We start from the raw sequence: 13,281 nt of genomic DNA, 5'->3' as shown, positions 1-13,281 counted from the left end.
GGTTTCAACCCAAGGATACGGCAAGGTTCACCGCCAGCGCCAGGATCACGGTATTGAAGAAGAAGGACAGCGCCGAATGCAGCGTCGCGATACGCCGCAGCCTCGTGTCCCGGATCGCGACGTCCGAGGTCTGCGCCGTCATGCCAAGCGTAAAGCTGAAATAGACGAAATCCCACACGCCCGGATCATGGGTGTCGGGGAAATCCAGCCCCTCGGCCGCCTTGCCGCTGCCCTGCCGGGCGTAATAGCGCGAGGCATAGTGGAATGCCATGACCATGTGCAGCGTGGCCCATCCCAGCGGCACGGACAGGACCGCCAGCAGCGGCTGCAGCGCGCTGTCCTGACCCTTGGCGGTCCCAAGCGCGCCGATCACGGCGGAGAGCGACAGCGCGATGGCGGCGACCGCCAGTGCGACGATCAGACCGGCGCCCTCGTCGTCCTCGCGGCCATGCCGGCGCAGATCACCCGCCGTGAGGTGACGGGCGTGCAGGCCCGAGGCCGCCAGATAGACGGCAAAGAACAGATCCCCGCCCAGCAGCACCCGGTCGATGATGCCGCGCGGCGCGACAAGCACGGCCAGCGCACCAACCGCCAGCGCGACCAGAAACCGCGAATGCCTGCGCCAGACGCCGCGCATCGGATCACAGGGGCGTCTGCTGGTGCGCGATCAGCCGCCAGCCGTCGTCGCGCCGGATCCAGGTGCTGGAACAGAACGCCCTGTAGGTGATGCCCTCGCGCATCGCCGTGGCGCGATAGGCGAGGATCGTCACATCATCGCTTTCGGTGACATGGCGCTGGTCCATGACGATGCTGTCCCATCGCGGGGCGCCGCCCAATCTGCTGGCGATGGCGCGACCCTGAAGGATGCCCGTCGGGGCGAAGACCATCACCGCCGCCTCGTCCAGCCTGCGGATCGCCTCGGCGGCGCTGCCGGTCCAGAAAATCTGCTCGGTCGCCCAAAAATCCCGGTTCATCCATCCAGCCTTTCGATCGTCCATCCATCCCGTTCCAGAAGCCGCAGCACGCCCTGATCACCCGGAAGATGCAGCGCGCCGAATCCCGCGATGATGCCCTTGCCGGATTTCGCGGCCTCGGCCGCGCCCCGGGTCAGTGGCGCGATCCAGCTTTGGTTGCGCCGATCCATCAACTGCGTCCTGGCCAGCGTCATCTGTTCATCGACAGACTGCCGGTCCAGACCGGATTCGCGATAGGCGTCCTGTCGGCTGAATTCCCAGATCGCCCAGACATCGCCCCGGAAATAGGCGTTGGCCAGCGTCACGGCATAATCGTCGGCATGGGCCGCCATCGGCAGCGAGGCGCGGATCATGTCCAGTTCCTGCGCGGGGCTCAGATCCCGGAACAGGGCGAAGATGGTGTTCCAGGGCTCCAATGCGCGAACGGGCAGGTCAACGGCCTGTGCGCTCTGGATCAGCCTATCATCCAGGCCGCCGCCCTCGGCGCCATTCCCGGCCATCTGCCGCATCATGCAGGGACTGATTCCCAGCATCATCGCCACGTACCACGGCCGCAGCTTCGCGGTCACGATCGCAGGCGTTCCGCGCAGGGCCATCGCATCCGACAGCAGCGACCATTCCGCCCCGGACAGACGCTCGGGCAGGGTCGCGCCGTCGGGGTTCACCATCAGCGTCGGATCCTCGGCCAGGGCCTGCTTCAGCCGCGCCTTTTCCTTCGGTCCCGCCTCGACATACAGCGCGGCGGCGTCCTGCATGGGCCCGGACAGCCGCCGCATCGTCGAATCGTGACGCGGATCGGCGAAATGGAAGGTGCCGACCAGCGTCATGACCATGGTGTCCTTGCGGGCCTGCCACAGAATGCCCCGGTTGAAAGGCGCATCGGCAACCGCGCGGTCAAGCTGTTCGCGCTGATCCTGCGGCAGGGCGGCGATCAGGTCGGTGCCGACACATTCCGCCGTGGCCGCAGCCCCCCCCGACCACAGCATCAGCACGCCAGCCAACAAGACCCGATTCATGCCTGCCCTTTCTTGTCTGGCAATCCGTTCCGCACAGGCTGCCATATCCGCCCGGCAGCGACCAGCCGAAGCGCGATTTTTGTCCGCTTGCGGCGTTGACACCGGCCGTGACCAAGCCTAGATCACCGCCATTGGCACTCATAGAGAGTGAGTGCCAACAGCACTGCAACCTGAAACACGGAGTGTTCCAATGGCATTCAAACCGCTGCATGACCGGGTTCTGGTCCGCCGCGTCGAATCCGACGAAAAGACCAAGGGCGGCCTGATCATTCCGGACAGCGCCAAGGAAAAGCCCGCCGAGGGCGAGATCATCTCGGTCGGCGAGGGCGCGCGCAAGGATTCGGGCGAGCTGATCGCACCGTCGGTCAAGGCGGGTGATCGCATCCTGTTCGGCAAATGGTCGGGCACCGAAGTCACCATCGACGGCGAAGAGCTGCTGATCATGAAGGAAAGCGACATCCTGGGCATCATCGCCTGAGATCCGTCCCGCTTCCTTCAACGATAAATTCAGGAGAAACAAATGGCTGGTAAAGAAGTCAAGTTTAGCACGGATGCCCGTGACCGGATGCTGAAAGGCGTCAACATTCTGGCCGACGCCGTGAAGGTCACGCTGGGCCCCAAGGGTCGCAACGTCGTCATCGACAAGTCCTTCGGTGCACCCCGGATCACCAAGGACGGCGTCACCGTCGCCAAGGAAATCGAACTGACCGACAAGTTCGAGAACATGGGCGCGCAGATGGTCCGCGAAGTCGCGGCCCGCACCAATGACGAGGCCGGCGACGGCACCACCACCGCCACCGTTCTGGCCCAGGCCATCGTCAAGGAAGGCATGAAGGCGGTTGCCGCCGGCATGAACCCGATGGACCTGAAGCGCGGCATCGACCTGGCCACCACCAAGGTCGTCGAAGCCATCAAGGCCGCCTCGCGTCCGGTCAACGACAGCGACGAAGTCGCGCAGGTCGGCACCATCTCGGCCAACGGCGAAGCGTCGATCGGCCGCCAGATCGCCGACGCGATGCAGAAGGTCGGCAACGAGGGTGTCATCACCGTCGAAGAAAACAAGGGCATGGAGACCGAGGTCGAAGTCGTCGAAGGGATGCAGTTCGACCGTGGCTATCTGTCGCCCTATTTCGTGACCAACCCCGACAAGATGGTCGCCGAACTGGAAGATTGCTACATCCTGCTGCACGAGAAGAAGCTTTCCTCGTTGCAGCCCATGGTTCCGCTGCTGGAATCGGTGATCCAGTCGCAGAAACCGCTGCTGATCGTGGCCGAAGACGTCGAAGGCGAGGCTCTGGCCACGCTGGTCGTCAACAAGCTGCGCGGCGGCCTGAAGATCGCTGCCGTCAAGGCGCCGGGCTTCGGCGACCGGCGCAAGGCCATGCTGCAGGATCTCGCGATCCTGACCGGCGGCCAGGTGATCAGCGAAGATCTGGGCATGAAGCTGGAAAACGTGACCATCGACATGCTGGGCACGGCCAAAAAGATCACGATCAACAAGGACAACACCACTATCGTCGATGGCGCCGGTGAAAAGTCCGAGATCGAGGCCCGCGTCAGCCAGATCCGCCAGCAGATCGAGGAAACCACCTCGGATTACGACAAGGAAAAACTGCAGGAACGCGTGGCCAAGCTGGCCGGCGGTGTTGCCGTGATCCGCGTCGGCGGCATGAGCGAAGTCGAAGTGAAAGAGCGCAAGGACCGTGTCGATGACGCGCTGAACGCGACCCGCGCGGCCGTTCAGGAAGGTGTCGTCGTCGGCGGCGGTGTGGCCCTGGTTCAGGGTGGCAAGGCGCTGGAAGGCCTGAAGGGCGAGAACTCGGATCAGGAAGCCGGCATCGGCATCGTGCGCCGTGCGCTTGAGGCACCGATGCGGCAGATCGCGGAAAACGCCGGCGTCGACGGCGCTGTCGTGGCGGGCAAGGTGCGCGAATCCAGCGACAAGGCCTTTGGCTTCAACGCGCAGACCGAGGAATATGGCGACATGTTCAAGTTCGGCGTGATCGATCCGGCCAAGGTCGTGCGCACCGCACTGGAAGACGCTTCCTCGGTCGCGGGTCTGCTGATCACCACCGAAGCCATGATCGCCGAAAAGCCCGAACCGAAAGGCCAGGGCGGTGGCGGAATGCCCGACATGGGCGGCATGGGTGGCATGGGCGGCATGATGTAATCATCCCCCTGCCCTTGGCAGAACGGAAAGGGCGTCCTTCGGGACGCCCTTTTTCATTGCGATGCTGCATCCCCGGGCCGCGAAACGGCGCCGTCTCAATCCTTGACCAGAGGCTCCACCGCCATGGCATTGCACAGCGATTTGAAACGGGAATGGGCGACCTCGCCCATCAATTGCCGCCCGGTCCGGGTCAGCGTCAGTTCCAGCACCGATTTCCTGGCGGCAAGCTTCAAGCTGCCGGCGTCGGAAGGATCGTCGATCGAGAACATCGCGCCGAATCGCATCGCCTTGCCCAGGATTTCGGCGTCGCGGATTTCCGCCTCGCTCAGCAGGGCAAACAGCGGCAGCATCGGCGATTTCGACCGGCTGTTCTTGTAGCGATGCAGCAGGGCCAGACCCAGAAACACGCGCTCGGGATGGCTCAGCGCGGCCATGTTCGCACGGGTCACGTTGTCGAAACAGGCCTCGGCGCGGTAGTCGGGATGGGCGCGCCAGGTCGTGTCGTGCAGCAGGCAGGCCGCGCGGATCAGGCGCTCGCGATCGGCCGGCACCCGGCCGAAGATCGGCAGCAGGAACTGATACAGCTTCTTGCCGAAGCCCGGCATCCGCGCCATCTGGCGTTCGGTGAAGCGGGCCGCCTCGATCAGCGGATCACGCTTGCGCAGCGTGTCGGACATATGCTCGTAGAGCAGCCCTTCGCGGATGCCGTAGCTGCTGATCGCCAGATCGGCGGGGCCGAAGGTCTCGACCAGTTCCGACAGCACCTGCGAGGCCAGCGGCACCAGTTCCATTCGCGAAGACGAGATCCCGACCCGGCCGCGCAATTCGTTCAAATCGTTCGCCCCGATCCAGTCCAGCGTGTCCGCGACCGCCTGCGGCGTCATGCGATATTCGTGCAGCACCGTCATCGGATAATCGGAACGTTCCATGTCCAGCCGCGCAATGGCCCGCCAGGATCCGCCGACCAGATAGATCCGCTGGTGATCCGTGCCCATCCGTTGCGCCAGATCGGCCATGATCGAACGGATGTGGGCTTTCAGCCCGTCCTTGCCGCCCTTGATCTGTTGCAGCCGGAACGGCCCCAGTTGCGAGGTCGCCCGCCGTCCGACCTTGCCGTCCTTCAGTTCCGCCAGTTCCATGGAATTGCCGCCGATGTCGCAGACCAGCCCGTTCGCGCCGGGCCAGCCCAGCAGCACGCCCTGCGCGGACAGACGGGCTTCTTCCTCGCCGTCGATGACCCACATCCTGATGCCGGTCTCGCGTTCGATTCGCGCCTGAAAGTCGGGCCCGTCCTCGGCCTCGCGCACGGCGGCGGTGGCGACGCAGGTCAGCGGCTCGATATCCATGCCCTTGGCCAGCGCGGCAAACCGGCTGAGCGCGGCAAAGCCACGCTCGACGCCCGCCGGGTTCAGGCGCCCGGTCGAGGCCATCTCGGCCCCCAGACCGGCCATGACCTTTTCATTGTAGAAATAGGCGGGCGAACGCGCGGCACCGTCAAACACCACCAGACGGATCGAGTTCGAACCGACATCGACCACGCCGACCCGTTTCAACGCCCGTTTGGGAAGTGTGTCGAACATCTTGCCGAAAGGCTCGATCTGCCGGCCGGTATTGGTCCGCACGCCGTTCATTCCCAGGCCCCCTGCTTGCGCATTGGCCCCGTTAATGGCCCGTGATGGCGTCCCGGTCAATCCGGCGAATGGGTCAGCGCCGGAACGTCGCGCGCGCCCGCCGTGCCGCGTCCTGAAAGCGAGGGGTTTTCCATGAAGAACCGGTGGCAGTTGAACAGATCATCGCGCCCATCGGGCAGATAGCGCACGAAACGGCCGTCGGGTTGCAGCAGCCAGCTTTGCGCCTCGTCGGCCATGTTGGCGGCCATGACCTGGCTGACGATCTGCGCCTTGACCGTCTCGTTGACGCATTCGACCAGCGTTTCGACGCGCCGGTTCAGGTTGCGGTCCATCAGGTCGGCCGAACTGATGAACACCCGCGCCTTTTTCGACGGCAGGCCAAAGCCGTTGCCGAAACAGATGATGCGGGAATGTTCCAGATAGCGGCCGACAATGGATTTCACGCGAATATTTTCAGACAAGCCACTGATACCTGGCCTTATTCCGCAAATTCCGCGTACGACGAGGCTGATCTTGACCCCCGCCGCGCTGGCCGCGTAGAGCGATTCGATCATGTCCTTTTCGATCAGCGAATTGGCCTTGCACCAGATCGCGGCGGGTCGTCCGGCCCGGGCCATCTCGGCCTCGCGCGCGATCAGTTCCAGCAGCCGGTCTTTCAGCCCGATGGGCGAGATGGCAAGGTTTTCCAGCCCCGCCGGCTGAACATAGCCCGAGAGATAGTTGAAGACCCGCGTCGCATCCCGGCCCAGGGCCGGATCGCAGGTGAACAGCGACAGATCGGTATAGATTCGCGCCGTGATCGGGTGGTAGTTGCCGGTCCCGTAATGGGTATAGGTGACCAGGCTTTCGCCCTCGCGCCGGACGATGGCGCTGATCTTGGCGTGGGTCTTGTAGTTCACGAAGCCGTAGACGACATGGGCGCCGGCCCGCTCCAGGCGCCGCGACTGGCGGATATTGGCGGCCTCGTCGAAGCGGGCCTTCAATTCGACCAGCGCGGTCACCGACTTGCCCGCCTCGGCGGCCTCGCAAAGCGCATCGACGATCGGACTGTCACGGCTGGTGCGATACAGGGTCTGCTTGATCGCCAGCACGTCAGGGTCGCGCGCCGCCTGCTGCAGGAAACGCACCACCATGTCGAAGGTCTCGTAGGGATGCTGCAGCAGCATGTCCTTTTGCCGGATCGCGGCGAACATGTCGCCGTGGTGATCCTGCACCCGTTCCGGCACACGAGGGGTGAAGCCGGGCCATAACAGGTCGCGACGATCATCCAGCACCAGTTCGCGCAGATCGGCCATCCCCAGAAGGCCCTCGACCTCGATCACCTCGTCGGGGCCGACTTCCAGTTCCTCCATGATCAGCCGCCGCAGCCGGTCGGGCGCGCCATGGGTGATCTTCAGCCGGATCACGCTGCCGCGGCGGCGGCGTTTCAGCGCGGTCTCGAATTCACGGACCAGATCCTCGGCCTCTTCCTCGACCTCCAGATCGCTGTCGCGCAAGACCCGGAAGGCGCAATGGCCGATATCGCGATAGCCGGGAAAGAGACTGCCGAGATGCATCAGCAGCAATTCCTCGAGCCGCAGGAATCGCCCGCCCCCCGGCAGCGGAACGAAGCGAGGAAGCTGGGCCGGGATCGGCAGCAGGGCCTGCATCTGACGTCCATCCGTCTGCCGGGCCAGTTCCAGCGCCAGCGAGAAGCCGGTATTGGGAATGAAGGGAAACGGATGGGCCGGGTCGATGGCCAGCGGCGACAGGACCGGAAAGACCCTGGTCTCGAAATAGCGGTGCAGGAATTCCTCTTCGCTGCGGGTGATGTTGCTGCGCGACAGGATGACGATGCCGGCCTCTTCCATCTCGCGGCGCAGGCGGTTCCAGACGCCTTGCTGCGCGCTCATCAGGCGGCGGGCGTCGGTGTTGATCAGCGCGAGTTGCTCGGCGGCGGTGCGTCCGTCGTCGGAGGGCGTGGTGTTTCCCTCGCGCACCAGTTCGCGCAGCCCCGCCACGCGGACGGTGTAGAATTCATCCAGATTGGTCGCGCTGATCGAGACGAAGCGCAGCCGTTCCAGCAGCGGAACGCGGGCATTGCGCGCCTCGTCCAGAACCCGCCAGTTGAAGGACAGCCAGCTGATTTCACGGTTGAAGAACCGCGCCGCCCCCTGCGGCGGGCCTCCGGGCAGGTCCTGCGGTTCGGGAAAGGGATGGCGGAGAAAATCGGCCTGGGTCATCGCGTCTGCAACAATGCTGGGAAACGGCGCCGATCATGCCTCGGCAGGCGTCAGGATGTCCAGCGCCTCGGCCGCCATCCGGCGTGTCACCGGGCCCTGCGCGGCCATCGCGGCGCGGTCGATCGCCGCGACAAGGCGCCGGGCAAGCCCCAGATCGCGGTCCATGCGCAGAACCAGCCAGTCGATCAGCCCGGCCGGAACCGCCAGTTGCCGGTCCGCGAACAGCTTGACAAGCACGGCGGCCAGCAGCGTCTCGTCCGGCGGGCCCAGTCGGACCTGCGGCATCGCGTCCATGCGCGAACGCAGATCGGGCAGCACCAGCCCCCAGTCGCGCGGCGCCCGGCGCGCGGTCATCAGCAGCAGGCAATCGCGTGGCCCGCAAAGATTCCACAGATGGAACAGCGCCTGTTCGGCGCCGGCCGCAAAGCCCGCATGATCGGCATCCTCGACGACCAGCGCGCCGCCGTCAGCGGCCAGTGCATCGGCCGCGTCCGGCCGCAGGCTGGCGGCCGACAGCCGGCGCGCGCCGTTCTCGGCCGCCCAGAAGGCGGCGAGGTGGGTCTTGCCCGCCCCTTCCGGGCCGATCAGCAACATCCGTCCCTGCGGCCATGCCTGTGGCGAATCCAGCATCGCCAGGGCCGCCTGATTGGCCGGAGCAGGCAGGAAGTCGGCGCGCGCATGGGCCGGCGGGGTGGTCAGATCCAGCGTCAGTTGCCGCGACATCCTGGCCTCACGCCTCGCGGTCGCGTCGCAGGTCTTCCTGCATCGTCTCGATCTGCGCGGCGGCAAGGCTGCGGTCGGCCTGCAACCGCGCCTCGACCAGCGCCTTCGCGACGGTGCCGCGCGGCACGATCTCGACCAGCGTCGGCGTGTCCGGTTCGGCCGGCACGGTCTGGCCGGTATAAAGTGCGCTTTCGCGGTAACGCTCGGTCAGGAAGCGGGCCAGAACCCCAAGCGCCGCCGCCATCGGAACCGCCATGACCAGGCCGACAAAGCCGAACAGCGCGCCGAAGACCGACAGCGCCAGCAGCAGCCAGACCGGATGCAGCCCGACATGGCCGCCGACGATCTTGGGTTGCAGGTAGTTGCCCTCGACCACCTGTCCAAGCGCAAAGATCGCGATCACCGCGCCAACCCATAGCGGATCGCCCCAGAAGCTGAACAGGGCGACGCCGATCGCCGTGATGCCGCCGATCAGAACCCCGACATAGGGGATGAAGGACAAGGCCGCCGCCATGATCCCGATGAAGAAGCCGAAGGGCAGCCCGACCAGCATCAGCGCGATGGAATACCAGGTTCCCAGAATCAGGATCACCAACCCCTGCCCGCGCACGAATCCCGACAGCGCGAGGTCGATCTCGGATGCGAGCCGACGCAGGACCGGGGCGTGTTCGCGCGGCAGCAGCCGGTCGATCTCGGATACCATGCGGTCCCAGTCCAGCAGCAGATAGAAGGCCACGACCGGGACGATGACCAGCAGCGCCACGGTGCTGATCACACCGCCGAGCGAGCTCATGATGGTCTGGGCGATCCGGCTCCATTGGTCGCCCATCGCCTTGCCCAGATCGCTGATCGCCGAGGCGACGGTGCCGTCTTCGGGCATCAGTTGCGGAAACCGGGCGGTGACGAAAGCGCGGGCCTGATCGAACATCTCGGGCGCGGTGTCGATCAGCGCGACCGCCTGCCGCACGAGGATCGGCACGATCAGCAGGCTCACGGCAACGAACAGCAGGATCGCCGCCAGGGTGATCACCGCAACCGCCATGGTCCGCGACAGGCCGGCCCGCTCCAGCCGGTCGGCCAGCGGATCCAGAAGATAGGCGATGCCCGCCCCGAGGATGAAGGGCAGCACGGCCTGACCCAGCAGCCACATGGCGATCAGCAGGGCCAGCGCCGCGACGCCCCACCAGATCAGTTGCCGCTGAACGGGCATGTGCATTGCCGGCCTCGTCATGTTCACATTGTCGCGAATGTGGCTGTCTCAAGCCGCGGTTGCAAGGCTTCGCCTGCCGCGAGACGGCCGGTTCTTGGCAACCGGCGGCCGATCCGCTAACGCTGCGGCCGAGCCAGGTGAAGGATTCCGCCCATGCGTCTGTCGCGCTATTTCCTGCCCCTCCTGAAAGAGGATCCCAAAGAGGCCCAGATCGTCAGCCATCGGCTGATGTTGCGTGCGGGCATGATCAAGCAGCAGGCGGCGGGCATCTATTCCTGGCTTCCGATGGGCTACAAGGTGCTGCGCCGGATCGAACAGATCGTGCACGAGGAACAGCAGCGCGCGGGCCATGTTCCGCTGCTGATGCCGACGTTGCAGCCCGCCGATCTGTGGCGCGAGAGCGGCCGCTATGACGATTACGGCGAAGAAATGCTGCGCATCCGTGATCGCCACAAGCGCGATCTGCTCTACGGGCCCACCAATGAGGAGATGATCACCGACATCTTCCGGTCGGGCGTGAACAGCTACAAGGATCTGCCGCTGACCCTGTATCACGTGCAGTGGAAATTCCGCGACGAGATCCGGCCACGTTTCGGGGTCATGCGGGGCCGGGAATTCCTGATGAAGGACGGCTATAATTTCGACCTGACCAGGGAAGACGCGCTGCACGCCTATAACCGGCACCTGGTCAGCTATCTGCGCACCTACGAACGGATGGGGCTGCGGGCGATCCCGATGCGCGCCGACAGCGGTCCGATCGGCGGCGACGACACGCATGAATTCCTGGTCCTCGCCGAGACCGGCGAATCCGAGGTCTTCTATGACAGTGCAATCACCGACCTGACCTTCGGAGACCGGCAGATCGACTACGACAGCCACGAGGAATGCCAGGCGGTGATGGACGAATTCACCAGCCGCTATGCCCGCACCGACGAAACCCACGACCCGGCACTGTTCGATCAGATCCCGCAGGAACGCCGCCGCCAGGCCCGCGGCATCGAGGTCGGCCAGATCTTCTATTTCGGCACCAAGTATTCCGAACCGATGGGCGCCACCGTCGTCGGCCCCGACGGCGCCAGGGTTCCGGTCCACATGGGCAGCCACGGCATCGGCGTCAGCCGCCTGCTGGGCGCGATCATCGAGGCCAGCCACGACGACAAGGGCATCATCTGGCCCGAAGGCGTGACGCCCTTCCATGTGGGCCTTGTCAATCTGAAGCAGGGCGATTCCTCGACCGACAGCGCCTGCGAGGCGATCTATGCCGAATTGCAGGCGCGCGGGCTGGACCCGCTCTATGACGATCGGAACGAACGGGCGGGGGCGAAATTCGCGGCCATGGACCTGATCGGCCTGCCCTGGCGGATCACCGTCGGTCCGCGCGGTTTGTCGAACAACCGGGTCGAACTGACCTGCCGCAAGACCGGCGACAGCGAGGAAATGTCGCCCAAGGACGCCATCGCGCGGGTGACCGGGGTCTATCGCCCGATCCTCGCGATGCCGGCCCCGGCGCCGTGATCGGGCTGCTGCGGCTGGTCGTGGCGGTGGCATTTGCCGCCGCGCTGTCGCAGTTCCCGGCCTTTTCGGATCAGTATGTCCAGCGCCTTGGCGGTCGGGTCGATGCCCTGGCGCGTGTCGCCGCCGAATTCGACGCCAGTGCCGAACGCGCCGGGCTGACACGGGTCGAGGCGCTGGCCGACCTGTCGGGCAGCACCTTCCGCGACGCCCATCAGGCCGACATGCGCCGCACCTTCCGGCGGCTGGACCGTGCGCGCGCCGATTTGCAGATGCTGCGGCTGGCCGGTCCGCTGGAACGCATGGCCCTGCCCCATCGCCTGCGCGACAGCGAGACGCTGAAGGCCACCTGGGGCGATTTCCGGCCCGCGTTTCCCGTGACCCGCGCGGGATTGATTGCCGCGGGCATCGGATTTCTTCTGGGCTGGCTGCTGGCCTCTCTGCCGCGCCTGTTGCTGGGCGGGGGCCGGGAACGGCTGGGCTGGCGCTGATCGCCGCAAGCGCGCCGCCGCACCTGACCGCGACGCCCCAAGCCTGCCCGAACAGGCAGGCGTGACGTTGCGACATCGTGCTTTTCTTTTGGGCAGCGGGCTTCTAACCTGACGCGCAGGACAACGTTCCAACTGGGAGAAAAGTCAATGAAGAAGCTGCTTCTGGCCAGTGCCGCCGGCGTACTGATCGCCGGTGCCGCCGGCGCCGAGGAGATCAAGATGGGGATTTCGCTGGGCTTCACCGGCCCGCTGGAATCGATGGCGCCCGCGATGCGCGACGGCGCCGAACTGGCGATGAAGGAAATCAGCGATTCCGGCCTGCTGCTGGACGGATCGACCGTGACCCCGGTCGAGGGCGATTCGACCTGCGCCGACGCGGCCGCCGCGACCGCGACCGTCGAGCGCCTGATCACCGCCGAAAAGGTCAAGGGCATCGTCGGCGGCATGTGTTCGGGCGAGACCATCGCCTCGCTGGAAAACGTGGCCAAGCCGAACGGCATCGTCATGATCTCGCCCTCGGCCACCTCGCCCGCGCTGTCCACGATCGAAGACAACGATCTGTTCTTCCGCACATCGCCGTCGGATGCGCGTCAGGGCGAGGTGATGTCCGACATCATCCTGGACCGCGGCATCAAGAACGTCGCCGTGACCTATACCAACAACGATTACGGCAAGGGGCTGGCCGACAGTTTCCAGGCCGCGTTCGAGAAGAAGGGCGGCACCGTCACCGTGAACAGCGCCCATGACGACGGCAAGGCCGATTATTCGGCCGAGGTCGCGGCGCTGGCCGCCGCGGGCGGCGACGCGCTGGTCGTGGCGGGCTATGTCGATCAGGGCGGCTCGGGCATCGTGCGCGCGGCGCTGGATACCGGCGCCTTTGACACCTTCGTCTTCCCCGACGGCATGGTCGGCCAGCAGCTTGTCGATAATTTCAAGTCCGAGATCGACGGCAGCTTCGGGCAGAACCCCGCCGCCGAAGGCGAGGGCCGCGACAAATATGTCGCGATGGCCAAGGAAGCGGGCTTCGACGGCACCGGCGCCTTCTCGGCCGAGGCCTATGACGCCGCATCGCTGATGCTGCTGGCGATGGCGGCCGCGAAATCCAGCGATCCGGCCGAATACAAGGGCAAGATCATGGATGTGGCCAATGCGCCGGGTGAAAAGATCCTGCCCGGCGAACTGGCCAAGGCGCTGGAGATCCTGAATGGCGGGGGCGACATCGATTATGTCGGCGCGACCTCGGTCGAACTGGTCGGCGCAGGCGAATCCGCCGGCATCTATCGTGAAGTCACCTTTGACGGTGGCAAGATGGAAGTCGTCGGCTATCGCTGA

The 13,281-nt window shown here is 65.5% G+C and carries 12 protein-coding genes; 5 read left to right on the top strand and 7 right to left on the bottom strand.

The features are described from left to right. Window positions 1-4: 4 nt before the first annotated feature. Genes B4A72_RS04015 through B4A72_RS04005 form a run of 3 tightly spaced genes read right to left on the bottom strand, consistent with a single transcriptional unit; the run spans window position 5 to window position 1,990 of the window. Window positions 5-637 (bottom strand): DUF1345 domain-containing protein, encoded by a 633-nt coding sequence (locus tag B4A72_RS04015; protein ID WP_292978124.1) that lies wholly within the window; start codon window positions 635-637, stop codon window positions 5-7. A 4-nt stretch (window positions 638-641) separates the two neighbouring features. Continuing rightward, the gene (locus B4A72_RS04010) at window positions 642-974 is read right to left on the bottom strand and encodes a nuclear transport factor 2 family protein (protein WP_292954857.1); all 333 of its coding nucleotides are present in this window, start codon (window positions 972-974) and stop codon (window positions 642-644) included. Beyond that, window positions 971-1,990, bottom strand: a complete 1,020-nt coding sequence (locus B4A72_RS04005; protein ID WP_292954860.1) for a TraB/GumN family protein — start codon at window positions 1,988-1,990, stop codon at window positions 971-973. Before B4A72_RS04005 ends, B4A72_RS04010 begins: the two co-directional genes overlap by 4 nt. Before the next feature lie 190 nt (window positions 1,991-2,180). Here B4A72_RS04005 and B4A72_RS04000 point away from each other — a divergent pair, with 190 nt between their 5' ends. Together B4A72_RS04000 and groL are read left to right on the top strand one after the other, a co-directional pair. Then, on the top strand, window positions 2,181-2,468 hold the full coding sequence (locus tag B4A72_RS04000; RefSeq protein WP_292954863.1) for a co-chaperone GroES: 288 nt from the start codon (window positions 2,181-2,183) through the stop codon (window positions 2,466-2,468). Between the two features lie 42 nt (window positions 2,469-2,510). Continuing rightward, window positions 2,511-4,160, top strand: coding sequence for a chaperonin GroEL (gene groL, locus B4A72_RS03995; protein WP_292978123.1), 1,650 nt, complete (start codon window positions 2,511-2,513; stop codon window positions 4,158-4,160). 95 nt (window positions 4,161-4,255) lie between these two features. On the opposite strand, the gene B4A72_RS03990 is transcribed toward groL, so the two are convergent. From B4A72_RS03990 to B4A72_RS03975, 4 genes are read right to left on the bottom strand one after another with little or no spacing between them, the layout of a single operon-like run. Next, window positions 4,256-5,791 (bottom strand): Ppx/GppA family phosphatase, encoded by a 1,536-nt coding sequence (locus tag B4A72_RS03990; RefSeq protein ID WP_292953930.1) that lies wholly within the window; start codon window positions 5,789-5,791, stop codon window positions 4,256-4,258. Window positions 5,792-5,847: 56 nt separating this feature from the next. Further along, entirely contained in the window at window positions 5,848-8,013 is a 2,166-nt protein-coding gene (locus B4A72_RS03985; protein ID WP_292978122.1) for an RNA degradosome polyphosphate kinase, read from the bottom strand. A 33-nt stretch (window positions 8,014-8,046) separates the two neighbouring features. Further along, on the bottom strand, window positions 8,047-8,736 hold the full coding sequence (locus B4A72_RS03980) for a chromosomal replication initiator DnaA (protein WP_292978121.1): 690 nt from the start codon (window positions 8,734-8,736) through the stop codon (window positions 8,047-8,049). A gap of 7 nt (window positions 8,737-8,743) precedes the next feature. Continuing rightward, window positions 8,744-9,967, bottom strand: coding sequence for an AI-2E family transporter (locus tag B4A72_RS03975; protein ID WP_292953939.1), 1,224 nt, complete (start codon window positions 9,965-9,967; stop codon window positions 8,744-8,746). A gap of 132 nt (window positions 9,968-10,099) precedes the next feature. Between B4A72_RS03975 and proS the strand changes: the two genes are divergently transcribed. From proS to B4A72_RS03960, 3 genes are all read left to right on the top strand, one after another. Next, window positions 10,100-11,461 (top strand): proline--tRNA ligase, encoded by a 1,362-nt coding sequence (gene proS, locus B4A72_RS03970; RefSeq protein WP_292953942.1) that lies wholly within the window; start codon window positions 10,100-10,102, stop codon window positions 11,459-11,461. Continuing rightward, complete coding sequence (locus B4A72_RS03965; RefSeq protein WP_292953945.1) at window positions 11,458-11,949, top strand: DUF2937 family protein; 492 nt, start codon at window positions 11,458-11,460, stop codon at window positions 11,947-11,949. Before proS ends, B4A72_RS03965 begins: the two co-directional genes overlap by 4 nt. Before the next feature lie 147 nt (window positions 11,950-12,096). Then, window positions 12,097-13,281 carry an ABC transporter substrate-binding protein gene (locus tag B4A72_RS03960; RefSeq protein WP_292953948.1) on the top strand — a complete coding sequence of 395 codons (1,185 nt, stop codon included), beginning with the start codon at window positions 12,097-12,099 and terminating at the stop codon, window positions 13,279-13,281.

Source organism: Paracoccus sp. UBA5162 (assembly GCF_002413585.1).
Lineage (GTDB): Bacteria > Pseudomonadota > Alphaproteobacteria > Rhodobacterales > Rhodobacteraceae > Paracoccus.
This window is presented reverse-complemented; position numbering and strand designations above follow the sequence as displayed.